A 25,139-nucleotide genomic window follows, 5' to 3' on the forward strand; every position below is an offset into this window, starting at 1 on the left:
GGCTTCTTCTTCGCCATGGGATCCATGATGAGGGACATCCCTTCCAGGAGCTCCCGCCCCTGATCAGAGGTGTCCGCCAAACCGGGTCAAGCCCAAGACGTTTGCCCGGGGCACCACACCCGCCGGCCGGATCGAAAAGGAACCCGGGCCTCGAGGGGGAGGCCCGGGTTCCGGGGGGAGGGCGCGGGTCAGACGGTGCCCGGCTTCGGCAGCTGCTGCTTGGCCGGGGTGTTCTGGTAGGACGCCAGGTGCCAGGAGCCGTCGCGCTTCACGACGGTCCAGGAGGCCCGGATCGACTGGGAGTCCGTGACCTCGGTCTCGCCCGCGGCGAGGACGCCGCCCTGGGTGATGAGGACGCCGGAATCCGGGGTGAAGAAGCGGATCTCGATCGGGCGCCCGGTGACCTGGGTGCCCTTGTAGTTGCCCGCGAACGACTCCACCAGGAACGCGCGGATCTCCTCGCGGCCCTTCTTGAAGATGCCGGGCAGGATCATCGTGCCGTCTTCGGTGAAGACGTTGGCGAACCCGTCGGCGTCGCCGTAGGCCCACGCGGCGATGACCTTCTGGGTCAGGGCCGCGATCGCGGCCTGGTCGGCCGCGGTGCCGGCTTCGGTCGTGGTCATGGAGTTCTCCCTAGATGTAGAGCGTGTTGGGCTCGAGCCCGCAGAGGACGCGGCCGTACAGTTCGGTGTTGGTGTTCGGGTGCATCAGCGCGTGGAGGTTGACCGCGGTGACGTCGCGGGCGATGCGCTGGATCGGGATGCCGTGGTAGATCGAGGAACCGCCGGAAGCCGAAGCCAGGATGTCGATGGACTCCTTGGCCAGCCGGACCACCGCGCCGAGGTCGGCCCGCGCGATCGCGCGCTCCTCGAGCTTCCACGGGCTGCCGTCGGCGACCTTCGTGTCGACCAGCGTGGCCAGCCGGTGCGCGTGGAACTGGGCCTCGTCGATCTTCATCGCCGAGTCGGCCACCTGGTGGTGCGTGATCGGGGCCTCGCGCTGCGATTCGTAGGCGGTGTAGGTGATCTTGCGGTCCGGCAGCCGCTTGAGGAAGCTGTCCTGGGCCGACTTCGCCATGCCCACCAGCGTGCCGACCGACGACACCGAGGCGACCGGCAGCAGCGGCGAGCGGTAGATCGAGCCGGCCGCGCCGCCCTGCCCCTCCAGCACCGCGGGCAGCGGGAGCACGCGCTCGGCCGGGATGAAGACGTCCTGCGCCACCGTCGACACGCTGCCGGTCCCGCGCAGGCCCGCGGTGTCCCAGTCGTCCACGATCAGCAGGTCCGACAGTGGAACCAGCGCCATGATCGGGTACGGCTCACCCTCGGCCGGGACGAGGATCGCGATGATCTCCTGCCACTGCGCGTGCAGCGCCCCGCTGATGAAGCCCCACTTGCCGTTCACCACGACGCCGCCGTCGACCGGCGCGGCCATCGCGGACGGGCTGAGCGTGCCGCACACGCGCACGTCCGGGGTCGAGAACACCTCGTCCTGCACCGCTTCCGGGAAGTGGCAGGCCATCCAGGTGGGGATCCAGTACACCGAAGCCACCCAGGAGGTCGAGCCGTCGGCGCGGCCGATCTCGGTCGCGACGTCGACGAGCGTCCGGGTGTCGGCTTCGAACCCGCCGTAGCGCTTCGGGCGGCGCAGCTTGAACACGCCGGCCTCGGCGAGCGCCTCGATGGACTCCTCGTGCAGCCGCCGGTTCTGCTCGGACCAGTTCGCGTGCTTCTTCAGTGCGGGAGCCAGTTCGGCCACGCGGCGAACCAGTTCCTCCCGCGTCGGAACATCGGTGCTCGACACCTTGACCTCCTAGATTGTCGACCGTCCCAGCTTCGCAGCGGGCCCGGGGCAACCGCGTCTTCCTGCTTGCCGGTGGCGTCACGCGGCGGCACGCTCGGAGGTGCGCGGCGGGAGACCCACGACGTTCTGGCCGTCCCGGCGCGCGAACCAGGTCGCCATCGGCCCGGCCATCGCGGTCGAGACCAGCGCCATGATCACCAGCATCGTGAACAGCATCGGCGACAGCACGCCGAGGTCGAGCCCGATGTTGAGCACCACCAGCTCGGTCAGGCCGCGGCAGTTCATCAGCACGCCGACCTGCAGGGCCCGGTTCCAGTTCTCGCCGACCGCCCGCGCGGACAGCGCCGAGCCGCCGAGCTTGCCCACGACCGCCGCGACGAGGATCACCGCGCACCACAGCCAGCCTTCGGCGGAGATCAGGGTGATGTTGGTCCGCAGCCCGCTGTAGGCGAAGAACAGCGGCAGCATCAACGCCGTGGTCAGCCCGCCGACCTTGTCCATCAGCCAGGTCGCGACCACGTTGTCGCGCGGGAAGACCAGCCCGAACACGAACGCGCCGAACATCGCGTGCACGCCGATCCACTCGGTGGCCAGCGCGCACAGCAGCACGCCGACCACCGACAGCGGCGCGGCCTTCTGCAGCCGGGCCACCGGGACCCGGGTCACGAGCTTGCGCAGCAGCGGCCGCACGACCAGGCCGAGGAACGCGACGAACGCCACGGTCAGCGCGACCGTCAGCACCACGCCGAACAACGAGGACGCCGTCGTCAGCGCGACCACCAGCGCCAGCAGGCTCCACGCCGTGACGTCGTCGACCACCGCGCAGGTCAGCGCGACCACGCCGGCCTCGGTGCGGAACAAGCCGATCTCGTGCAGGATCCGGACCAGCACCGGCAGCGCCGTGATGCTCAGCGAAACGCCGAAGAACAGGGCGAACGCGAGGAAGCCGACGCCCTCGGGCGCGAACCGGCTGTAGGCGAACACCGCCAGCCCGACCCCGAGCAGGAACGGGAACGCGATGCTGACGTGGCTGACGACCACGGCGAGCCGCCCGCGTCCGCGCAGCAGCCGCGTGTTCAGCTCCAGCCCGGCGAGGAACACGAAGAAGATCACGCCGAGCTGGGCCACGACGTTCAGCTGGGGGATCGCGGCCTTGGGGAGCAGGACCGCCGCGCCCTGCGGCCAGAGGGCACCGAGCACGGACGGCCCGAGCACGATGCCGGCGACGATCTCGCCCATCACCGCGGGTTGCCCGACGCGCTGCCCGAGCCAGCCGACGATCTTGCAGGCACCCACGATGACGGTGATCGCCAGCAGCAGCTGGACCAGTGACGGCCCGGCTGCGGCCTTCGCCTTGGCGACGTTGTCGCCGTCTTCCCCGCTGCCCAGCAGGACGATCGCGACCACGACGGGCACCACGACCAGTCCGATGTAGACACCCAGGGTGCGGCGGATCCCGGTCCGCGTTTTCACGTCGGCCATGTGACTCCGATCAGGGTTCGGTGACGTTCGCGATCGGCGGCGGCGAGCTCGTCCCGGACACCGAGGCGCGCGGAACCAGGCGGGTCCGGGGAGCGCCCACCGGTGCCGCCGATTACCCGACCGAAGCTAACAACCGCGGATCGAGATCCACTCAAGGAGTGACCGTGGGAACGGGCAGCGGCAGCGGCGGACACTCCAGATCGAACCGGTTGCCGGATTTGCGCGCGGGCAGCGTGCCGCCCGCCAGGTACTCCGCGATCTTGCCGTCCACGCAGGCGTTGCCGCCCATCAGCGTGTTCGCGTGGTTCCGGCCGCCGGGCACGGCGAGCAACGTGGCGGCCGGGAACCGGGTGCGGGTCTCGAGGCTGCCCTCGAACGGCGTGGCCGGGTCGAGTGTCTCGTCGACCAGCAGCATGCTGTCCAGGCGGTGGCTGCCGACGTTCACCGGCCGGCCGGCCGGGGCCGGCCAGAACGCGCACGGCGCGTTGATCCAGGTGTTCTGCCAGGCGAAGTACGGCGCCTCGGCGTACGCCCGCCAGGTGTCCGCCCGCCACTTCTGCCAGTTCGTGGGCGACTGCGTGTCCGTGCACTCCACGGCCAGGTACGCGGCGTAGGCGTTGTCGTTGCCGCGTCCGCCGATCTGCACGAACAACGTCTTCAGCGTCGCGCCGTCGTGGTGGTTGACCCAGCCGGCGAACGCGTCGGCGACGAGCGTCCAGTGGAGCTGGCGGTAGGCGGCCAGCTGGAAGATGTCGGTCCACTCGTCCGGGCCGACCGCGCCCGCGGCCGGTTCGCGCGCCAACTCCACCAGCTGCCGGTCGTACTCGTTCTTCACGGCGGCCTGGGTCCTGCCGAGGTGGTAGACGTCGTCGTGCGCCGCGACCCAGCCGAAGAACGCGTTCAGGCTCCGGTCGTACCCGGAGTCCTGGGACAGGTTGAGCCGGTAGTAGACGTCCCGGGGGTGCACGCTGCTGTCCAGGACCATCCGGCGTACCCGATCCGGGTGCAGCGTCGCGTAGACCTCTTCGACGTACGTGCCGTACGAGTAGCCGTAGAAGCTCATCTCGGTCACGCCGAGCGCGGCCCGGATGCGTTCCAGGTCGGCCACCGCGTCCGTGGTCTTCATGTTCGCCAGCAGGTCCGGGTCGTTGTGCGCGCCGCAGGCGCGGGCGTAAACCCGGACGCGGTCGAGCCAGGTCCGCTCGAGCTGCGGCGTGACCGGTACGTAGCCCGGCCGGTCGAAGTCCATGTAGCCGGGATCGCAGGACAGCGCGGGCTCGCTCGTGGCGACCCCGCGCGGGTCGAAGCCGATCCAGTCGTAGGCGTCCCCGACGTGGCCGGGGACCAGCGTGCCCAGCGTCGCCAGTGCCAGCCCAGGCAGGCCGGGACCGCCCGAGACGGTCAGCATGACGCCCTGGAAAGCGCTCTCCGGGGTCTTGTGCCGGATCCGGGACACCGCGATCCGGAGCTGCTTCCCGGCCGGCCTGCGGTAGTCCATCGGCACCTGGAGCATCCCGCACTGGGCGCCCGCCGCCACCAGGCTCGGGTCCTGGCACGGACCCCAGGTGATGGTGGCCGGCGCTGCGGCGGCGGCCGGGGCACTCACCGCCGAAAACGCCACGGCAACGCCGGCGACCGCGGTGACAATCAGACGTTTCACCTAGTCCACCTCCGGTTGAACCGAACAGATGCGCCGAGGCTAGGCGGGAAGTTCCGCGTCACACGTCTTTGCGGTTGCCGAGCAGGCGGGACCTCCTCGCGAATGCCGACTTCGCGCGCGGGCTGGAGTGCGGCCGGGCGGGGAGTTACGTTGGCTTCCATGGGATTCCCGATCGACGACCTGCTGGCGACGTTGCCCGCCGATCGCGTGCTCACCGATCCTGACCTGCTGGCCGCCTACTGCCGCGACGAAGCCGACCTGTGCGACGCGGGCACGCCGCTCGCCGTCGTGCGGCCGCGGAGCACCGCCGAGGTCGCCGCCACCGTGCGGGTCGCCGCCGCGCACCGGGTACCGGTCGTCCCGCAGGGCGCGCGCACCGGGCTGACCGGTGCGGCCAACGCGGTCGACGGCGCCCTCGTCGTGTCGCTGACCGGGTTGAACCGGATCCTGGAGATCGACCCGGGCGAGCGGATCGCGGTCGTGCAACCGGGGGTGGTCAACGCCGAGCTGAGCCGGGCCGCCGCCAAGGAAGGGCTCGCCTACCCGCCGGACCCCGGTTCCTGGGAGTCCTCGACGATCGGCGGCAACGTCTCGACCGACGCGGGCGGCATGTGCTGCGTCAAGTACGGCGTCACCGGCGAGTACGTGCTGGGCCTGGAAGTCGTGCTCGCCGACGGCGAGGTGCTGCGCTGCGGCCGCCGGACCGTGAAGGGCGTCGCCGGCTACGACCTGACCGCGTTGTTCGTCGGCTCGGAGGGCACCCTCGGGATCATCACCGAGATCACCGTCCGGCTCCGGCCCGCGGCCCGGGAGGCCCGGACCATGGTGGCGGTGTACCCGACGGTGGCGGCGGCCGGGCGGGCGGTGGCCTCGATCACCGCCGCCGGTCACGTGCCGAGCATGCTCGAGCTGCTCGACCGCACGCACCTGCGGGCCATCGAGGCGTATCGCCCGATGGGCCTGGACACCGAAGCCGCGGCCATGCTGCTGGTCGCGACGGACACCGGCGACGGCACCGACCTCGCCGCGATCGCCGAGTGCTGCCGGGCGGCCGGCGCGAGCGAGCTGTACGCCGCCGGGGACGCGGTCGAAGCCGAGGCGCTGACCAGCGCGCGCCGGCTGGCGCACCCGGCGATGGAACAGCTGGCCGCGCAGGCGTTCCCCGGCGGCCGGGGCGGTCTCGTCGTGGACGACGTGGCCGTGCCCAGGTCACGGGTCGCCGAGCTCGTCGCCGGTGTCGAGGAGATCGCGGCGCGGCACGACGTCCTGGTCGGCGTGGTCGGCCACGCCGGCGACGGGAACCTGCACCCGGTCATCGTGGTGGACCGGGCGGATCAGTCCAGTATGGACCGCGGGCGGCTGGTGTTCGACGAGATCATGCGGCTGGGGCTCTCGCTGGGCGGCACCTGCACCGGCGAGCACGGCGTCGGCCTGCTCAAGCGGGACTGGCTCGCGCGGGAGATCGGACCCGTCGGCGTGCGGGTGCACCGGGCACTGAAACTCGCGCTCGACCCGGACGGGATCTTCAACCCCGGCAAGGTGATCGCGCCCCGCTGACGGCATCCCGGAGGAAGGCAGCCGCCGTCCCGGCTGGAACCATCGGCAGGATGAAGATACTTGCGGGGGAAGGAAAAGCGCCCGCGGTGGCGGTCATCGCCGGCACCCCCTACGACTCCGGTCTCGGCGCCGGGCTGCTGCGGGCCCGGGGACTGGCGGCCGATCCGTACGCCATGGCGGCTTCGCCGGACGAGCAGGACTCGTTGCAGTACGAGGATCCCGGCGCGCTGGCGGCGGCGTTCCACACGCGTCTCCGCGAGCTGCGCGCCCGGGGGACCGAGCAGGCGATGCTCTTCTGCAACTCGCTGTCCGCCGTGGTGGATCACGACAGCGCGGCGCTGCCGGTGGTCTCGCCCGGGACGGTCTACCAGGAAGCGTTCCCGAAGCTGCGTTCTTCCCTGGTGGTGACCGGGAACGCGCACGCCGTCGTCGGCGTAGAGCGGGCCGCGTGGCAGGTCAGCCCCGGCCACCGGCTGCTCGGGGTGTCGGATCCCGCACTGGTGCGCGGGATCGAGGCCGGCGACCCGGCGGCGGCGTTCGAGGCTTCGCACCTGCCGACCACCCTGCGCCTCGCCGAGCGCCTCGGCCTCGACGCCGTCGTCCTGGCGTGCACGCACTTCACGGCCGTGCTGCCGTTCGTGACCGAAACCTGTGCGCTGCCGGTCATCGACGTCGGCACCAGGCTCGTCGAACTGACCGGCCGGGCGGTCGCGGCCCGGACCCTCGCCGCGTGAACGAAGAGAACCCGTGCGGACCGCACGGGTTCTCTCCGGGCCGGGAGCGTCAGCCGGCGAACAGCCGCCGGTTCCACCAGGTCGAGGTCCGGCGGCCGACCACCCCGGTCAGCGCGTCGATCTCCTTCGACAGGACACGGAGGTCTTCGGCCACGAGCGCCTGCGGGCCGTCGCACATGGCTTCCTCGGGATGCGGGTGGACGTCGACGAGGATCCCGTCCGCGCCGACGGCGATCGCCGCCCGGGACAGGGGGAGGACGAGGTCCCGCCGTCCGCCGGAGTGCGAGGGGTCGATCATCACGGGCAGGTGCGAAAGACCCTGGACGACCGGGATCGCGGAGATGTCGAGCGTGTTGCGGGTGGCGGTCTCGAAGGTCCGGATCCCGCGCTCGCACAGGACGATGTCGAGGTTGCCGCGCTGCGCGATGTACTCGGCGGCCATCAGCCATTCCTCGATGGTGGAGTTCATGCCGCGCTTGAGCAGCACCGGCTTGCCCGCCTCGCCGGCGGCCTGCAGCAACGAGAAGTTCTGCATGTTCCGGGTGCCGATCTGCAGCATGTCCGCGTACCCGGCGACCATCTCGACGTCGTGGGCCGCGACCACCTCGGTGACGATCGGCAGGCCGGTCTGCGCGCGGATGTCGGCGAGGATCTGCAGGCCGCGCTCGCCGAGGCCCTGGAAGGCGTAGGGCGACGTGCGCGGCTTGAACGCGCCGCCGCGCAGCAACGTCGCGCCGGCCGCCTGAGCCATCCTCGCTGCGGCCAGCGTCTGCTCCGGCGTCTCGACCGCGCACGGCCCGGCGATCAGCGTGACCGTGTCCGGGCCGATCGGCACGCCGCGGACGTACACAGTGGACCGTTGCGGGTGGTGCTGCAGGCTCACCAGCTTGTACGGGGCGGAGATGCGGGTGACGCTCTGCACCCCGCGCATCCCGCCGAGGTTGAGCGTTTCGAACCGGTCGACGTCACCGATGAGCCCGACGATCACCCGGCTCACGCCGCGGCTGACGAAGGCTTCGCCACCCGCTTCCGTCACCCGGTCGACGACGGCCTCGACATCTGCGGTCCCCGCATCGGTAGCCATGACGATGACCATGATTTCTGCACCCTCCAGCGCTACGGACTCGGCCACCGGCGGGCGCCGGCGGTGTCCCGGTGGATCGAGCATCCAGCGGGGCGGCGAAGCACCGCGTCTCCGCGGCTGCGCAACCGCCCCGGAGTCAGGGGAGGCGGCCGCTGATGAGGGCGGCGAGTCGGGCCACACCCTCGTCGATCAGGTCCGGGGTGAGCAAGCTGATCGACAGCCGCAGCTGTGTGAAGCCGCCCTTGCCGCCGTAGAAGTGGTGCATCGGGGTGAACAGGACGCCGTGGTCGCGGGCGGCGACGGCCAGCAGGTCGTCGTCGACGGGGAACGGCACGGTCACCGTGATGAAGAACCCGCCCGTCGGCGTGTTCCAGCTGACCCCGGGGCAGCCGCCGAGTGTGCGGGTGAGCCCGGCCAGCGTCAGCTGCAGGTTGCGCTGGTAGATCGCCGTCTCGCGCGCGTTGGCCCTGGTCAGGCTCAGGTCGTTGAGCAGGAGCTTCCCCGCGATCACGGCCTGGGCGATGGGGGAGGTGTTCACCGTGAGCATGCCTTTGAGCTTCGACAGCTGGTCGGCGAGCAGGCCACCACCGGCCACGGGTTGATCCGCCACCACGTAGCCGACCCGGGCGCCGGGCATGCCGGTCTTGGCGAAGGAACCGAGGTACACCACGGTCCCCGCCTCGTCGAGCGCCTTCAGCGAGGGCAGCCGGTCCGCTCCGAAGAGCCCGTACGCGTTGTCCTCGAGCAGCAGGATCCCGTGCTCCTCGGCGATCTCCAGAAGCCGTCGGCGCGCGGGCAGGTCCATGCTGGTGCCGGTGGGGTTGGCGAAGTCGGGGGTCACGTAACAGGCCCGGACCCGCTCGCCCGCCTCGCGCGCCAGTTTCAGCTGGTGCGTCAGGTCGTCGAGGTCGATGCCGTTCGCGGTGGACCGCACCGGCCGCACGGGGGTGTCGGTGAGCAGCGCCGCCCCGGTCAGGCCGACGTAGGTGGGGGCGGGGGCGAGCAGCACGTCCCGCTCGTCCGTGCGCAGCGCCCGGAGCACCAGGAACATCGCCTCCTGGCAGCCGACGGTGACGACCACGGACTCGGGGGCGGCGACGATGTGCTCGTCCTCGGCGAGGTTGCGGGCGATGAGGTCGGCGATCACGCCTTTCGTGGCACCGTACTGGAAAAGCGTACGGGTGACTTCGGCCTCGCTCAGTTTCCGGTCACGCCGGAGGTGGTCGCAATAAGCGTCGAGGTACCGGTGGATCTGGCCGACGTCGAAGAATTCTTCGTACGGCCGGCCGGCCGCCATGGAAATGGCCTGCGGATATTCGTCGATCAACTCGTTGAGCAGGTTCATCGACGAGATGGCCGGATCGGCGAGCGATCCGTGCAACGTTTCCACGCTCAGTTGGGTTGACAACCGTATCGCCTCTCCTGCGGCCGATCACCGGGTGATCAGTATGCGACCCGGTGCGCGGCCACGGCTTCTCCGGCCATGCGTTGTCCGGCGGCCGGCGCGGGCAACGGAAGAGAGGACAGTGCCGGCCCGTTTTGCGATTCTCGACGGTGGGACGCGAGACGCCAGGCACCGAATACCCGCCAGTGGAGGTTGGAGACCGTGCAGAACGCACTCCGGGACATGACCATCGATTACGTCGAGCTGTACGTGGACGATATCGAACGGAATCTCGCCTGGCTCGTCGACGGGTGCGGTTTCGTCGTGCGCGCGGAGTCGGCCCCGTCGGACGGGACGACGCGCTCGGTCACCGTCGGGCAGGGCGAGATCGACCTGGTGCTGACGCAGTCGGGCGAGGACCACCCCGCGCACGCCTACGTGGAGCGGCACGGGGACGGGATCGGCGACATCGGCATCCGGGTGCCGGACGCCGCCGCGGCGTTCGCCGAGGCCGTGCGGCGCGGGGTGCGCCCGGTCATGGCGCCGGTCACCCGGGGAGCGGTGACCCTCGCGACGATCGCCGGCTTCGGCGACGTGACGCACACGTTCGTGCAGCGACCGGACGACGCGGGGGTGGCCGACGTGCGCGGCCTCGTCGCGGTGCCCGAGAGCGGTGCCGCCGCGGGGACCGGGCTGCACAAGGTGGACCACTTCGCGATCCCCGTCGAGGCGGGCCGGATGGACGAGACCGTCGAGTACTACCAGCGGACGCTGGACTTCGAGCTCATCCTCACCGAGCGGATCGTCACCGGCGACCAGGGGATGTTCATCAAGGTCATCCAGAGCAAGTCGCGCGCGGTCACGTTCACGCTCGTCGAGTCGGACACCAGCCTGGCGGTCGGCCAGGTCGACCGGTTCCTCAAGGACAACGACGGCTCGGGCGTGCAGCACCTGGCCTTCAGCACCACCGACATCCTGTCCACGGTGCGGCAGCTGACCGCCGACGGCATCGAGCTGCTGACGACGCCCGCCGCCTACTACACCGCGCTCGCGAACCGCGTGCACCCGGAGAAGTACTCCGTCGACGAGCTGCGCGACCTGCACGTCCTGGTCGACGAGGACCACGACGGCCAGCTCTACCAGATCTTCGCCAAGTCCGTGCACCCGCGGAACACGCTCTTCCTGGAGATCATCGAGCGGGCGGGCGCGACGTCCTTCGGCAGCTCGAACATCAAGCACCTGTACGACAGCGTCGAAGCGGACCAGGTGCCGGGGCCGGCCGGGGACTGACCGGCCCGGAATCGCAGCACAATCGCGAAGACGTGCCCGGTGAACCGTCCCGGGCAGACTGGAATCCGCTCACCGCGGCGCGCGGCCGCGCCCGGCACCGTCAGACCGTCCTAAGTGGAGTGAGGTTATCGTGTCCAATCCGTTCGAGGACGCCGACGCCCGGTACCTGGTCCTGGTCAACGACGAAGGCCAGTACAGCCTGTGGCCCGCCGGCATCGCCGTCCCGGCCGGCTGGAGCACGGCGCGCGGCGCGGACTCCCGCGCGAACTGCCTCGCATACATCGAAGCGCAGTGGACGGACATGCGGCCGAAGAGCCTCGTCCGGGCCGAACGGGCGTGACCGGGATGGATCTCCGACGGGACCTGGTGGGTTCGGGGTGGAACGACACGGCGCGGGACGTTCCGGTGACGGTGCTGCCGGAGCTGTTCGCGGCGCAGGCCGCGCGGACGCCGGACGCCGTCGCGGTGGAGTCCGGGGGCGCGGCGTGGTCGTACGCGGAGCTGGACGCGCGGTCGAGCCGGCTGGCACGCCACCTGGTGGGGCTGGGCGTGGGGCCGGAGCGCTTGGTGGCGGTCGCGTTGCCGCGGTCGCTGGAGATGGTGGCGGCGGTGCTGGGGGTGGTGAAGGCCGGCGCGGCCTACCTGCCGATCGATCCCGGGTATCCCGTGGAGCGGATCGGCTACATGCTCGACGACGCCGCCCCGAGCCTGCTGATCACCGACCGGGCCACTTCGGCACGGCTGCCCGAAGCGGCGGGCGTGGCGGTGCTCGACGTCGGCGACGCCGCGGTGACCGCGGCCGTGGCGCAGCAGCCCGACGGCCCGGTCACCGATGCGGACCGGATCGCGCCGTTGCGGGCCGCGCACCCGGCGTACCTGATCTACACGTCCGGGTCCACCGGGCGGCCCAAGGGCGTGGTGGTCACCCACCAGGGGCTGGCGAGCCTGTCCGCGTACCTCATTTCGACCTTCGCCATCGGGCCGGAGTCACGCGTGGGGCAGGTGGCCTCGCTGAGCTTCGACGCGGCCGTCATGGAACTGGTGATGTCGCTGCCGGCCGGCGCGGCGCTGGTGCTCCCGCCGCCGCGGCAGCTGGCCGGCGAGGTGCTGGCCGAGGCGCTGCACGAGCTGCGCGTCAGCCACGCCCTGGTCGGGCCGGCGTCCCTGGCCGGTGCGGCGCCGGACCAGCTGCCGCTGCTCGAGTGCATGATGGTCGGCGGCGAGGCGTGCTCCGGTGAGGTCTGCGCCGAGTGGTCGCCGGGGCGGCGGATGTTCAACGCCTACGGCCCGACCGAGGCGACGGTGGCCGTGACCCTGAGCGGCCCGCTGTCCGGAGCGGACGCTCCGCCGATCGGCAAGCCGATCTGGAACGCCCGGGTGTACGTGCTGGACGAGCGCCTGGAAGCGGTGCCGCCGGGCGTGCCCGGCGAGCTGTACATCGCCGGCCCGGGGTTGGCGCGGGGGTACCTCAACCAGGCCGGGCTGACCGCGCAGCGGTTCGTGGCCTGTCCCTTCGGTTCCGGGGAACGGATGTACCGGACCGGGGACCTGGCGCAGTGGCGGGAAGACGGCCAGCTGGAGTACCTGGGCCGGGTGGACCAGCAGGTCCAGGTCCGCGGGTTCCGCATCGAGCCGGGTGAGATCGAGGCCGTGCTGGCCGGGCAGCCCGGGGTGGCCCAGGCCGTCGTGGTGGCCCGCGAGGACCGGCCGGGCGACCAGCGCCTGGCGGGCTACGTCGTGCCCACGCCGGGAAGTCCGGTGGACCCGGCCGGGATCCGGGCCGCCGCGGCCGCGGTGCTGCCCGGCTACATGGTGCCCGCCGCGGTGGTCGTGCTGGACGCGCTGCCGCTGACGGTCAACGGGAAGCTGGACCGGAAGGCCCTGCCCGCACCGAAGTACGCCGCCGGAACGGGCCGCGAGCCGTCCACCCCGGCCGAAGAGATCCTGTGCGAGCTGTTCGCCGAAGTCCTGGGTGTGGACCGCGTCGGCGTGGACGACAGCTTCTTCGACCTGGGCGGCCACTCGCTGCTCGTCGCCCGGCTGATCAGCCGGGTGCGGTCGGTGCTGGGGGTCGAGCTGGAGATCCGGACGGTGTTCGACCACCCGACGGTGCAGCTGCTGGCCAAGTCGCTGGACGGCGCCGCGCAGGCGTGGCCGGCGCTGGAGCGGGCCGAGCGGCCCGAGCGCCTGCCGCTGTCGTTCGCGCAGCGCCGGCTGTGGTTCCAGGCGCAGCTCGAGGGGCCGAGCGCCACCTACAACGTGCCGTTCGCGTGGCGGCTGCACGGTCCGGTGGACGCGGGTGCGCTGCGCGCGGCACTGGGCGACGTGGCCGGGCGGCACGAGGCGTTGCGGACGGTCTTCCCGGCCGTGAACGGGCAGCCGTACCAACGGGTTCTTCCGCCCGCGCGAGCGCTGCCCGACCTCACCGTGGTGCCGGCCGCCGAAGCCGATCTGGCCGAGCTGACCGGGCAGGCGGCACGGTACGTGTTCGACCTGGCCGAAGAACTGCCGGTGCGGGCGTGGCTGTTCGAGCTGGGGGCCGACGAGTCCGTGCTGGTGCTGCTCACGCACCACATCGCCAGCGACGGCTGGTCGCTCGGGGTGCTGCTGCGGGACCTGGGACAGGCGTACGAGGCGCGGCTGGCCGGCCACCGTCCCGAGTGGACGGACCTGCCGGTGCAGTACGCGGACTACACGCTCTGGCAGCAGGGGCTGCTGGGCGAGGACCAGGACGACGGCAGCGTGCTCGCCCGGCAGGTGGCGTACTGGGAGTCGACGCTGGCCGACCTGCCCGAGCAGCTGGACCTGCCGTTCGACCGGTCCCGCCCGGCGCACCCCTCCCACCGCGGCGGGCACGTCGACGTCGACGTGGACGCCGGGCTGCACGGCCGGCTCGTGGAGCTCGCACGCGAGCACCAGGTGACGGTGTTCATGGTGCTCCAGGCCGGGCTCGCGGTGCTGCTGTCCCGGTCCGGGGCCGGCACCGACATCCCGATCGGCGTGCCGGTGGCCGGCCGCGGCGGGGACGAGGCGCTGCACCAGCTCGTCGGGTTCTTCGTCAACACGCTGGTGTTGCGGACGGACCTGTCGGGCGACCCGAGCTTCGCGGAGCTGCTCCGCCGGGTCCGCGACCGGGACCTGGCGGCGTACGCGCACCAGGACGTGCCCTTCGAACGGCTGGTGGAGGTCCTGAACCCGGTCCGGTCGGCCGCGCACCACCCGCTGTTCCAGGTGATGCTGGCTTCCGACGAGGAAACCCGCCGGGAGTGGGCCGTCCCGGGCCTGCGGGCCCAGGACCTCGAGCTGGCCGGGAGCTCGGCCAAGTTCGACCTGACGCTGACCTTCCGGTCGCGGCACGAGCCGGACGGCGCCCCGGGCGGGATCGGCCTCGCGCTGGAGTACGCGGCGGACCTGTTCGACCACGGCACCGTGCACGCGCTGGCCGGGCGGCTGATCGCGCTGCTGGGCCAGTTCACCGCCGACCCGGGGCTGCGGGTCGGCGACGCGGACCTGCTGACGGCGACCGAGCGGAATCTGGTCGTCTCGCGGTGGAACGACACGGCGCGGGACGTTCCGGTGACGGTGCTGCCGGAGCTCTTCGCGGCGCAGGCCGCGCGGACACCGGACGCCGTCGCGCTCGAGTCCGGCGGTGTGGCGTGGTCGTACGCGGAGCTCGACGCGCGGTCGACCCGGCTGGCGCGCTACCTGGTCGGGCTGGGGGTCGGGCCGGAGCGGGTGGTGGCGGTCGCGGTGCCGCGGTCGGCGGAGATGGTGGCCGCGGTGCTCGCGGTGGCCAAGGCCGGCGCGGCCTACCTGCCGATCGACCCGGGGTACCCGGCCGACCGGATCGCGTACATGCTCGGCGACGCCGACCCGGTCGTGGTGCTCACGACCCGGCAGGCCGGGGCGGAGCTGCCCGGCCGGGACCGGCTGGTCGTCCTGGACGACCCGCGGGTGGCCGCGGTGGTCGCGGACCTGCCCGGCGGCACGGTCGTCGACGAGGACCGGCTCGCGCCGCTGCGGGCCGCGCACCCGGCCTGGGTGATCTACACGTCCGGGTCCACCGGGCGTCCCAAGGGCGTGGTGGTCAGCCACCGGGGCGTGGCCAACCTGGCCGCGTTCATGGTCGAGACCCTCGCCGTCACCCCGGAATCCCGGGTGGCCCAGCTCCTTTCGCTGAGCTTCGACATGTCGCTGCTCGAACTGCTGTCGGCGTTGTCCTCCGGGGCGGCGCTGGTCCTTCCCCCGCCGGGGCAGCTGTCCGGCGACGAGCTGGCCGCCACGCTGCGCGAGCTCCGGGTCAGCCACGCCGTGGTGGCGCCGGCCGCCCTGGCCGGGGCGGCCCCGGAGAGCCTGCCCGAGCTGGAGTGCCTGGTCGTCGGCGGGGAGGCCCTCCCGGGCGAGGTCGTCGCCGAGTGGTCGGCGGGCCGGCGGCTGTTCAACGCCTACGGCCCGACCGAGACGTCGGTGTGCACGACGATCAGCGGACCGCTGTCGGGTTCCGGGTCCCCGCCGATCGGCGGGCCGAACTGGAACGTGCGGGCGTACGTGCTGGACGGCCGGCTGGCACCGGTGCCACCGGGCGTGGCCGGCGAGCTCTACCTGGCCGGCCCGGGCCTCGCCCGGGGCTACCTGAACCAGGCCGGGCTGACCGCGCAGCGGTTCGTGGCCTGCCCCTTCGGGTCAGGGGAACGGATGTACCGGACCGGGGACCTGGTGCGCTGGCGCGAGGACGGCGAGCTGGACTACCTCGGCCGAGTGGACCAGCAGGTCAAGGTCCGCGGGTTCCGCATCGAGCCGGGCGAGATCGAAGCCGTGCTGGCCGGGCAGCCGGGCGTGGACCAGGCCGTGGTCGTGGTCCGGGAAGACCGGCCGGGAGACCGGCGTCTCGTGGGCTACGTGCAACCCGAGGCCGGCCGCGCACCGGATCCGGCGGAGCTGCGGGCCGCGGCCGCGCGGCTCCTGCCCGGGCACATGGTGCCCAACGCGGTGGTGGTGCTGGCCGCGCTTCCGTTGTCGCTCAACGGGAAGCTGGACCGGAAGGCCTTGCCCGAACCGACGTTCACCACCGGGGCCGGCCGAGCGCCGGCCACGCCCCTCGAAGAGCGCCTGTGCGCGCTGTTCGCCGAGGTGCTCGGGGTGGAGCGGGCCGGGGTCGAGGACAGCTTCTTCGACCTGGGCGGGCATTCGCTGCTCGCCGCCGTGCTCGTCGCCCGGCTGGAGGAGGAGTTCGGCATCGCGCTCAGCCTGCGGGACTTCCTGGCCGACCCGTCCGTCCGCGGCATCACCCAAGGGAGGAACCAACGATGATGGACCTGGCCGCCGGCGGCGTCACCCTCTACTCGACCTGCCGGTCCAGCATCGGCCACCACCAGCAGCACCACCTGCGCAAGCTGCTGGACATCGCCGGGTGGGCCGACGAAGCCGGCTACCGCGGCGCCTTGATCTACAGCGACAACACGTCGGTCGACTCCCTGATGGCGGCCCAGGCGGCCATCGCGAACACCGAGAGCTTCGTGCCGCTCGTCGCGATCCAGCCGATCGACCTGAGCCCGTTCGCGCTGGCCCGCTCGGTGTCGTCCCTGGCGCACCTGTACGGCAGGCGGATCGACATCAACTTCGTCAGCGGCGGGTTCAGCCGCGATCTCGCCGTCCAGGGCGACACCGTGTCGCACGACGACCGGTACGACCGGCTCACCGAGTACGCGACGATCGTCCGCAAGCTGCTCGGCGGCGGCATGGTCAACTTCGCCGGCGAGTACTACAACTTCCGCCGCGCCCGGCTCACCACGCCGGTGCCCCACGAGCTGCTCCCCAAGGCGTACGTGTCCGGCTCGTCGACGGCCAGCCTGAACGCGGGCGAGGCACTGGGCCTGAGCCAGCTCTCGTTCCCGTTGGTGCCGGAGGACTTCGTCCGCCCGGACCTGCGCAAGAACCAGTTCGGCTCGGGCATCAGCGTGGGCATCATCGCGCGGGACGACTCCGCCGAGGCCTGGCGGATCGCGCACGAGCGGTTCCCCGCCGACCCCGAAGGGGCCGCGAGGATGAAGCTGCTGCTCGCCGCCGGGACGTCGTCCTGGCAGCCCCAGCTCGCCTCCGTGCCCATCCCCGACGAATCGCCGGGAATGGCGTACTGGCTGGTGCCCTTCCGGTACCACCACACGTTCTGCCCCTACCTGGTGGGCAGTCACGACGAGGTGGCGCGGGCGGTGGAGACGTACCTCAGGGGCGGCATCCGCACCTTCGTCCTCGACATCCCGCGGGAACCGGAAGACCTGTGGAACGCGCGGATCGCGATCGAGCGCGCAGTCACGGCCGTGGGCGGAACCGGGGCGGCACCGCACGCCGCCGCCTGACCGGGTCTCCGCCTTCATCCAAGGCGGCCTGACGGAAACCGGCGACGCCCACCAGGCGTCGCCGGTTTCCCTTTTGGTGCAGAGAGAAAGGGCGCCGGGAGTGATCCCGGCGCCCTTTCCCGTCGCCTCGGCTCAGGGCGTGAGGATCGTGAAGCCGTTCGCCGGATGGGTGCCGTCGGCCAGGCTCCGGAACACCTTCGCGATCGCCTCGGGACCGTTCGCCGCGGTGACGCTCAGCCAGGACTCGGTGGCGTCGATGAACTCGTCCTCGGCGGCGTGGTAGCGGGCGAAGAACGCGTCTTCCCCCTCGGCCTCGATCGTCGCGCCCTCGACCGCGGGCGTGAAGAACAGTTCCGGGGCGGGGTCGGCGAGCTCCGGCGGCGGCTGCGCGCCGTGCGTCCAGCCCAGCAGCGCGACGTGCACCAGGCCGGAGCGGAACTTGCCGTGGATGGCGGTGAGCACGGCGGCGTCCCCGGCGAGGTCGACGCACAGGACCGGACCGGCGGGCACCGCCGGCAGCGCGTCGTAGGTGGCCACTTCGTCGAACAGCCCGAGACCGGTGAGGAACTCCGCGTGGTCGGCGCCGGTGAGCCCGATGGTGCGCACGTTCGCGGCGCCGCGCAGGCGGTGCGCGATCCCGATGCCGACCTTGCTCGACGCGGAGGTGATGAGCACGGTGAGCCCGTCGTCACCCGCCTGGCCGGCGGCGAAGTCCGCGACGTGGAAGGCCGCGGGGTAGATCGGCCGCAGCAGGGTCCGGCGGTCGTCGCGGTCGTCGGCCGCACCTGCCGGCTGGAACGTCTGGTACCAGGGGTGGGCGAAGTACCGGCCCGGCGTGGTGTCCACGAACCCGCGCGAGGTCGGCCCCGGCCGGACCACGTGGTGGCTCGACGACGGCAGGAACCCGAAGAACCGGTCGCCGGCCGCGTAACCGGGGTGGTTCGACCGGGCCACCCGGGCGAAGCCCCAGAGCGGAAGCCGGCCCAGGACCGGGTCCGGCGCGGGGAACGCGTCCCAGAAGTTCAGCGGCGGGATGGCGCCCCACCGCGCGTAGGTCACGTTGTTCATGGTCAGCGCCAGCCGCTCGACCGCGAGCTCGACCTCGCCCGCCTCGAGCTCGGCCGCGGCGACGTCGCGCACCTCGCCGGCCGCGAGGTCGTCGCGCTCGATCAGCAGTTCCCATCTTGCCGCTTCGGTCATCCGTGTTCTCCTTGCTGGATCGTCAGGCCGCGTGGCCGTCGGTGGGTACGAGGGCGGCCGCGGGGACGCCGGCAGCGCGCTCAATGGTGTCTTCGGGCTCGGGCGCGCCGCATCTCCCGCGGTGCCCCGTCGAGGTGGAGACACGATTCCGCCCGGCGAACCGGAATTCGCCGGGCGGAATCGGGCGGGGCGGGTCCGGCCGGATCAGCTCCCGGCGTGGGCCGTGATGAACTCGGCGACCGAGCGCGGGCGCAGGTCCACCCAGTTCTCCCGGACGTAGTCCAGGCACTCCTCGCGCCGGCCCGGCCCGTGCACCACGGTCCAGCCGCCCGGTGCCGGCGCGAACGCCGGCCACAGCGAGTGCTGGTTCTCGTCGTTGCGCAGGACGGTGTAGTTGGAGTCCGGCTCTTCGAACGGGTTCGCCATCGGTTGCTCCCTCCGGCTCAGGCCGCCGCGGCGGCGGTGTCGATGTGGTCGGCCAGCCCGGCCACGGTGGGGATGTCGAACAGCACGTTGATCAGCAGGTCGACCCCGGCCTCGGAGCGGATCCGGCTGAGCAGCCGCATCGCCGCCAGCGACTGGCCGCCGAGGTCGAAAAAGCTGTCGTCGATGCCGACCTGGGACACCTCGAGCACCGAGCTGAAGATCGCGCACAGCTTCTCCTGCAGCGGCGTCTCCGGGGCCCGGTAGGCCGACGCGGCCTCGAAGTCGGGCTCCGGCATCGCCTTGCGGTCGAGCTTGCCGTTCGACGTCAGCGGGAGCGACTCCAGCTGGATGAGCGCGGCCGGGATCATGTAGTCGGGCAGCGTCTCCCTGGCGTGCGCGCGCAGCGCCCCCAGGTCGATGTCGCCGGACTCCGGCACGACGTACCCGACCAGCCGCTTCTCGCCCGACTCGAGCACGCGCACCACGACGACGACCTGCGCGAGCCCGGGGTAGCTGCTCAGCGCCGCCTCGACCTCGGCCAGCTCGACCCGGAAGCCGAGGATCTTCACCTGGCTGCTCGCCCGGCCGACGTACTCGATCAGGCCGTCGTCGTTGCGGCGCGCCAGGTCTCCGGTGCGGTACATGCGGGCGCCCGGCTCGCCGAACGGGTCCGCGACGAACACCTCCGCGGTCAGGTCCGTGCGGCCGAAGTAGCCCCGCGAGACCCCGCGACCGGCGATGTAGATCTCGCCCTCGATGCCTCTCGGCACCGGGGTGAGGCGCTCGTCGAGGATGTGGATCGTGACGTCGTCGAACGCGTCCCCGACCGGCACCAGCGTGCCGGGCTGGTACGACGAGGTCAGCGGGTGGTGCGCGGAGAACAGCGAGCACTCCGTGACGCCGTACATCGCCCGGATCACGAGGTCCGGGCAGGCGTCCAGCACCCGGCGCACCGCGTTCGGGGCGATCACGTCGCCGCCGGTGAGGATCTCGGTCAGGCCGGTGAACGTCTCGAGCGACTCCTCCGCGAGCACCCGGAACAGCCCCGCCGTCAGGTGGATCCCGGTGATCCGCTCGCCCGCGATCAGCTCGCGCAGCGAGGCCGGCGTCAGCTGCCCCGGCGGCGCGACGACGATCCGGCCGCCGTGCAGCAGCGGCATCCAGATCTCGTACGTGGACACGTTGAACGCGTACGGCGCCACCATCAGCACCCGCGCGTGCCGCTCGACCGTCCACTGGGTGTTGAAGATCAGCCGCACCACGTCCCGCTGGGTCACGGCGACCCCCTTGGGGTGGCCGGTGGAGCCGGACGTGTGGATCACGTAGGCCAGCTGGTCCGGGTGGATCGGCACCGACGGGTCGGTGGCCGGCTGCCCGGCGGTGGCCGGGTCGTCGTCGACGACCACGACCGGCACCCCGGACGGCAGGCCCGCGTCCCGCGTGGTGGTGTCGGCCAGCAGCACCGACACTTCCGCGTGGTCCACGACCCACTGCCGGCGCTCGGCCGGGTAGTCCTCGTGCACCGGCACGTAGACGCCGCCGGCCTTGACGGTCGCGAGGATCGCCACCACCAGGTCGATCGACCGCTCCAGCAGCACCGCCACCCGGTCGTCCTGGCGGACGCCGAGCCCGATGAGCCGGTGCGCGAGGCGGTTGGCCCGCTCGTCGAGCTCCCGGTAGGTCAGCGCGGCCGGGCCCGCCGACACCGCGACGGCGTCCGGCGTCCGCGCGACCTGCTCGGCGAACCGCTCGGAGATGACAAATGATTCCATCTGCGTGGTTCCCATCCCTGTCCCTAGCCCGCCAGCGTGTCCGGCACGTCCGGCGCGTCGCTGTCGCGGAACGCCCGCAGCGCCAGCGGCCCGTCGAAGATGTCGCGCATGCCGGAGACCCCGGACAGCATCCGGGCGAAGTCGATCTTGCGCGGGCGCAGGCGCTTCGGGTCGATGCTCTGCTGCGCTGCTTCGAAGTAGTCCTCTTTGGACTTCGTGCGGTCGTAGAAGAACCGGACGAACTCCAGCAGCGAGGTGAGGAACTCGCGGTAGTTGCGCTCGTAGCGCTCGTAAAGCACTTCCTCCTGGTCCGGGTTGCGCAGCGCGAGGTTGGCCGTCTCGAACAGGCCGAGGGAGCCGCGCAGGGTCAGGCCGACACCGGTCGACAGCAGCGGGTCGATGAACGCCGCCGAGTCGCCGACCAGGGCCCAGCCCGGACCGTAGAACTTCTTGCAGGTGTAGGACCAGTCCTTGATCGTGCGGTAACCGCTGACGCGGGTGGCCGGCGCGGTGAGCGAGGTGATCTCGTCGGCCGCGGCCAGCTCGCTGGCGTGCAGCTCCTCCAGCGACTTGCCCGCCTTCTTGTACTCGTCGATGGGCGTCACGTAGCCGACGCTCACCGTCGAGTCCGACAGCGGGATGAACCAGAACCAGCCGTGCGGGCGGTTCTCGGTGAGCGTGTCGCCCCACCGCGTCCCGCTGTAGCGGTTGCAGTTCTGGAAGTACGCCCAGACCGCGATGTTGCGCAGGTCGTTGTGGTACTCGATGAGGTCGAGCTTGCGCGGGAGCAGGTGCTGCTGGCCGGACGCGTCGATCACCAGCGTCGACCCGACGGTGGTCGGTTCGGCGTCGCCCTTGCGCTGGAACCGCACGCCGACCGCGCGCTCACCCTCGAAGAGCACGTCCTGGACGGTCGCCTCTTCGATCACCAGCGCGCCGAGCTCGCGGGCCCGTCCCAGCAGGACCGAGTCGAAGTCGGCCCGGCGGACCTGGAAGGTGTACTCGTACTCCGAGGCCTCGGTGAACCGGAAGTCCCACGCTCCCTGGTTGCGGCCCCACATCAGCGTGCCGCCGTACTTGCGGACGTAGCCCATCTTGTCCAGCCGGTCACGCAGGCCGAGCGCCTCGATCGTCGGCATGGACCCGGTGATGAGCGACTCGCCGATGTGGTAGCGCGGGAACTTCTCCTTCTCCAGCACGAGCACCTTGTGCCCCTGCTGCGCCAGCAACCCGGCGGTCGCTGACCCACCGGGACCCCCGCCGATGACGACGACGTCGAAATGTTCCTTGTCAGCCATTACCGTGCTTCCTCCGTCACGTCACGTGCTTCCGGTTTCCCAGGGCGATGCCGCTGGATCTCGACCGCTTCGTACTGGACTTCCGTCCACGGTGGCGGAAAGCGCGGCCGGCTCGCATCTCCCGGATTGTCGAGCCCGGCGAGCCGCGCCGGAGCGGAGGACAGCGCGCTCCAGAAGACGTGCTCCGCGGGGGAGACCCGAGAGCATTCCGGGAGCGGACCTTGCGGACACCAACACTCAGGCCGCGCTTCGCGCGTTTCAGAGAGCGGGTTCATGATGACTTTCAGTCCTGTCGCGTACGCCAAGGAGCACGTCCCGCCGCCGGGGCCCCAGCGGGCGTACGTCCTGGGCTTCGCCATGGGCATGCTGGCCAACGGCGTCTTCCTGCCGATCTACGTGCTCTACTGCACGCAGATCGTGGGGATCTCGAATTCGGGGACCGCGCTGGCGATCGCGGTCGGCGGGCTCGTCGGCCTGCCGCTCACCACCTACGCGGGAGACCTGGCCGATCGGCTGGGCCCGCGCCGCGTGGTGTTGTTCGGGCTGGCCGGGCAGCTGACCGGGATGGGCAGCTACGTGTTCATCCAGGGATTCTGGTCGCTGCTGATCCTCATCGTGTGCATGAACATCTTCGCGTTCACCTACATGGCTTCCGAAGGCGCGCTGATGCGCCGGATCGGCGGCGCGGAAACGATCACCTTCCGCAGCCAGGTCCAGTCGATCGGGAACATCGGGCTCACCGTCGGTGCGCTCGTCGCCGGGATCGGCATTTCGATCGGCACCCCCTGGGCCTACCGCGCGATGTTCCTGTTCTGCGCGGCCGCCTACGTGGTGGACGTCTTCATCACGCTCAGGATCCCCGACTACAAGCCGCTGCCGAAGCCGGAAAGCACCGGAGAGGCGAAGGGCCGCCGGTTCATCGTGTTCCGGGACAAGCCGTTCATCGCCTTCGCGCTGGTGTCCGGGGCGCTGTCGATGTCGATGCTCGTGGACAACATGCTGCTGCCGGTGTGGATCGTGGTGTACACGTCCGCGCCGCCCTGGACGGTGGCCGTCGTCTACGTGCTCAACACCGCGATGGCCATCCTGCTCCAGATGCGGCTCAGCCGGAACGTCAAGACCCTGCGCCAGGGCGGCTCGGCCCTGCTCCGCTGCGGCGTGACGCTGATCATCGGCTACCTGATGATGGCCCTGATGCCGGGACAGACCCCGGTCCTGGCGACGGTCCTGCTCCTCGGCGGGGTCGCGGTGTCCGCCATCGCGCAGATCTGGCTGATCTCCGGCCGGTTCGTGTTCGAGTTCAACCTGCCGCCGGCGCACGCCCAGGGGCAGTACGACGGATTCCTGAACATGATCACCACGCTGAGCATGACGGTGGCGCCGCTGGTGCTGCTCGGGGTCGTGGCCAACCACGGCTTCGCCGGGTGGATGGGTCTCGGCGTGGCCTTCCTGCTGCTCGGGCTCCTGTGCCCGGCCATCGCGGCCTGGGGACTCCGGACGCGCCCGCCGGCGGTGACCCCGGACGAGGCGGTGACCCCGGACCAGGCGGTGGCCGGGTCCGGTGCGGGGGAGGAAATCATGGCGACAGCCGGAATGGACGACAGCAAATGACCATCGAACAGCAGCGCCCGAGCACCGGCGAAGCGCCGGCCGGCCGCCCGCTTTCGGCCAATGAGGAATTCCTGTACGCCTTCGACCGCGGCGACGACCTCGGCGTGTTCGGCCCGCGGGGGCTCGTCCTGGGCGGCTGGCGCCTGCACGGGCGGCTGGACACGGCGGCCGTGCAGCTCGCGCTGGACGACGTCGTCGCGCGGCACGAGGCGCTGCGCACCGCCATCGTCAGGGACGCGGAAGCTCCCCGTGCCCGCGTCCACCCGCCGGGTCCGGTGGAGCTGACCGTCGTCGACCTTTCGGCCGCGGTCGGGGAGGCCGACCGCGAGCGCCGGGCGCACGAGTTCCTCGACGAGGTCGACCAGGTCGGCAGGCTCTCGGCCACGCGCATGCCGTTGCTGCAGGCCAGGCTGGGCCGGTTCGACGACGAAGACGCGGTGCTCGTGCTCGTCACGCACCACACGGTCAGCGACGGCTGGTCCATGAACGTGCTCATGCGCGACTTCGTCAACTGCTACGCGAGGCGTCGCGGGCTGACCGCACCCGAGCTGCCGGAGATGTGCCAGTACGGCGAGTTCGCCGCCTGGCAGCAGCAGGCCCGCCTCAGCGAGTCGACCGCCCACGCGCACGAGTACTGGAAGACCAAGCTGGCGGGCGGGACGTTCCTCACCCTGCCCACCGACCGGCCCCGGCAGCTGGATGTCCCGCCGGTCTACTCGGTGTACCGGTTCCTGTTCGACCAGGAGCTGACCCGGGCCGTCACCGCGCTGGCCAAGTCGCTGCACAGCTCGCCGTTCATGGTGCTCTACGCCTGTTTCAACCTGTTCCTGCACCGCCGGACCGGCGTGAGCGACATCGTCTCGCCGATCATCACCTCCGGCCGCCGGGAGCCCCGGTTCGAGCAGACGGTGGGGGCGTTGTTCAACTTCCTGCCGATCCGCACCGACCTGTCCGGCTGCGCGAACTTCGCCGGCCTGGTGCACCGCACCCGGGCGGCGTTGCTCGAGGCGTACTCCTACGAGCTGCCGTTCAACGACGTCATCGCCCAGTCCGACCCGGAGCTGATGCGCGGTCCGACGTCGAACGTGAACAGCGTCATCACCGCGTTCCAGATCTCCCAGTTCCCGCCGGAGCTGGAGACCGAGGACGTCGGCGACATCAGCTATGCCGGGCTTCGCCGGCGCCTGAACTCGTCCGACGACATCTCGGAAATCCCGGACGGCAACCTCTGGGACTTCTACCTGGACCCGGCCGGCGACGTGGTCGGGCACGTGCGGTTCAACAGCCGCGACTTCGACCGGGCGACGATCGTCGCGATGGTCGACGAGTACCGGGAGCTGATGCTCGCGTCGCTGAGGTCACCGGCTTCGGCGTTGGCGCGGTAGGAATCCCGCGAGCACGACGAGAGCCCCGGCCCGGGGACCCGCGGCGTTCCCCGACCGCATCCCGGGCAAGGCGCCGATCACCGGCAACTCGGTCGTG

Annotated in this window: 18 protein-coding genes; 8 read left to right on the plus strand and 10 right to left on the minus strand. The window is 71.5% G+C overall.

Going from position 1 to position 25,139, the window contains the following annotated elements; all coding sequences use genetic code 11:
• Positions 1 to 188: 188 nt before the first annotated feature.
• From AB0M83_RS43510 to AB0M83_RS43525, 4 genes are all read right to left on the minus strand, one after another.
• A complete protein-coding gene (locus tag AB0M83_RS43510; protein WP_364526928.1) occupies positions 189 to 623 on the minus strand; it encodes an SgcJ/EcaC family oxidoreductase in 435 nt (144 codons plus the stop codon).
• Between the two features lie 10 nt (positions 624 to 633).
• On the minus strand, positions 634 to 1,803 hold the full coding sequence (locus tag AB0M83_RS43515) for an acyl-CoA dehydrogenase family protein (RefSeq protein ID WP_364526929.1): 1,170 nt from the start codon (positions 1,801 to 1,803) through the stop codon (positions 634 to 636).
• A gap of 78 nt (positions 1,804 to 1,881) precedes the next feature.
• Positions 1,882 to 3,285, minus strand: a complete 1,404-nt coding sequence (locus tag AB0M83_RS43520; protein WP_364526931.1) for a cation:proton antiporter — start codon at positions 3,283 to 3,285, stop codon at positions 1,882 to 1,884.
• Between the two features lie 151 nt (positions 3,286 to 3,436).
• Entirely contained in the window at positions 3,437 to 4,945 is a 1,509-nt protein-coding gene (locus AB0M83_RS43525; protein WP_364526933.1) for an alpha/beta hydrolase, read from the minus strand.
• Between the two features lie 159 nt (positions 4,946 to 5,104).
• Between AB0M83_RS43525 and AB0M83_RS43530 the strand changes: the two genes are divergently transcribed.
• Both AB0M83_RS43530 and AB0M83_RS43535 read left to right on the plus strand, forming a co-directional pair.
• Positions 5,105 to 6,502, plus strand: coding sequence for an FAD-linked oxidase C-terminal domain-containing protein (locus tag AB0M83_RS43530; RefSeq protein WP_364526935.1), 1,398 nt, complete (start codon positions 5,105 to 5,107; stop codon positions 6,500 to 6,502).
• A gap of 50 nt (positions 6,503 to 6,552) precedes the next feature.
• The gene (locus AB0M83_RS43535; protein WP_364526937.1) at positions 6,553 to 7,236 is read left to right on the plus strand and encodes a glutamate racemase; all 684 of its coding nucleotides are present in this window, start codon (positions 6,553 to 6,555) and stop codon (positions 7,234 to 7,236) included.
• A gap of 49 nt (positions 7,237 to 7,285) precedes the next feature.
• Here AB0M83_RS43535 and aroF read toward each other — a convergent pair whose 3' ends face one another.
• Both aroF and AB0M83_RS43545 read right to left on the minus strand, forming a co-directional pair.
• Complete coding sequence (gene aroF / locus AB0M83_RS43540) at positions 7,286 to 8,320, minus strand: 3-deoxy-7-phosphoheptulonate synthase (protein ID WP_364526939.1); 1,035 nt, start codon at positions 8,318 to 8,320, stop codon at positions 7,286 to 7,288.
• Between the two features lie 136 nt (positions 8,321 to 8,456).
• Positions 8,457 to 9,710, minus strand: coding sequence for a PLP-dependent aminotransferase family protein (locus AB0M83_RS43545; RefSeq protein WP_364526941.1), 1,254 nt, complete (start codon positions 9,708 to 9,710; stop codon positions 8,457 to 8,459).
• A gap of 237 nt (positions 9,711 to 9,947) precedes the next feature.
• Between AB0M83_RS43545 and hppD the strand changes: the two genes are divergently transcribed.
• From hppD to AB0M83_RS43565, 4 genes are all read left to right on the plus strand, one after another.
• Complete coding sequence (hppD, locus tag AB0M83_RS43550; RefSeq protein ID WP_364526943.1) at positions 9,948 to 10,994, plus strand: 4-hydroxyphenylpyruvate dioxygenase; 1,047 nt, start codon at positions 9,948 to 9,950, stop codon at positions 10,992 to 10,994.
• 130 nt (positions 10,995 to 11,124) lie between these two features.
• Entirely contained in the window at positions 11,125 to 11,334 is a 210-nt protein-coding gene (locus tag AB0M83_RS43555; RefSeq protein ID WP_364526945.1) for an MbtH family protein, read from the plus strand.
• 5 nt (positions 11,335 to 11,339) lie between these two features.
• Positions 11,340 to 16,304 carry an amino acid adenylation domain-containing protein gene (locus tag AB0M83_RS43560; RefSeq protein ID WP_364526947.1) on the plus strand — a complete coding sequence of 1,655 codons (4,965 nt, stop codon included), beginning with the start codon at positions 11,340 to 11,342 and terminating at the stop codon, positions 16,302 to 16,304.
• The gene (locus tag AB0M83_RS43565; RefSeq protein WP_364526949.1) at positions 16,301 to 17,350 is read left to right on the plus strand and encodes an LLM class flavin-dependent oxidoreductase; all 1,050 of its coding nucleotides are present in this window, start codon (positions 16,301 to 16,303) and stop codon (positions 17,348 to 17,350) included. Before AB0M83_RS43560 ends, AB0M83_RS43565 begins: the two co-directional genes overlap by 4 nt.
• Positions 17,351 to 17,482: 132 nt before the next feature.
• Here AB0M83_RS43565 and AB0M83_RS43570 read toward each other — a convergent pair whose 3' ends face one another.
• From AB0M83_RS43570 to AB0M83_RS43585, 4 genes are all read right to left on the minus strand, one after another.
• Positions 17,483 to 18,550, minus strand: coding sequence for a DUF2855 family protein (locus AB0M83_RS43570; RefSeq protein ID WP_364526951.1), 1,068 nt, complete (start codon positions 18,548 to 18,550; stop codon positions 17,483 to 17,485).
• A 204-nt stretch (positions 18,551 to 18,754) separates the two neighbouring features.
• Positions 18,755 to 18,976 (minus strand): MbtH family protein, encoded by a 222-nt coding sequence (locus AB0M83_RS43575; RefSeq protein WP_364526953.1) that lies wholly within the window; start codon positions 18,974 to 18,976, stop codon positions 18,755 to 18,757.
• 17 nt (positions 18,977 to 18,993) lie between these two features.
• Positions 18,994 to 20,748, minus strand: coding sequence for a non-ribosomal peptide synthetase (locus tag AB0M83_RS43580; RefSeq protein WP_364526955.1), 1,755 nt, complete (start codon positions 20,746 to 20,748; stop codon positions 18,994 to 18,996).
• Positions 20,749 to 20,771: 23 nt separating this feature from the next.
• Complete coding sequence (locus AB0M83_RS43585; protein ID WP_364526957.1) at positions 20,772 to 22,046, minus strand: NAD(P)/FAD-dependent oxidoreductase; 1,275 nt, start codon at positions 22,044 to 22,046, stop codon at positions 20,772 to 20,774.
• Positions 22,047 to 22,319: 273 nt separating this feature from the next.
• Between AB0M83_RS43585 and AB0M83_RS43590 the strand changes: the two genes are divergently transcribed.
• Together AB0M83_RS43590 and AB0M83_RS43595 are read left to right on the plus strand one after the other, a co-directional pair.
• Positions 22,320 to 23,657, plus strand: coding sequence for an MFS transporter (locus AB0M83_RS43590; protein WP_364526959.1), 1,338 nt, complete (start codon positions 22,320 to 22,322; stop codon positions 23,655 to 23,657).
• Complete coding sequence (locus AB0M83_RS43595) at positions 23,654 to 25,042, plus strand: condensation domain-containing protein (protein ID WP_364526961.1); 1,389 nt, start codon at positions 23,654 to 23,656, stop codon at positions 25,040 to 25,042. The genes AB0M83_RS43590 and AB0M83_RS43595 overlap by 4 nt, the downstream gene beginning before the upstream one ends.
• The last annotated feature ends 97 nt before the right edge of the window (positions 25,043 to 25,139 follow it).

This window comes from Amycolatopsis sp. NPDC051106, assembly GCF_040682775.1.
Classification (GTDB): domain Bacteria; phylum Actinomycetota; class Actinomycetes; order Mycobacteriales; family Pseudonocardiaceae; genus Amycolatopsis.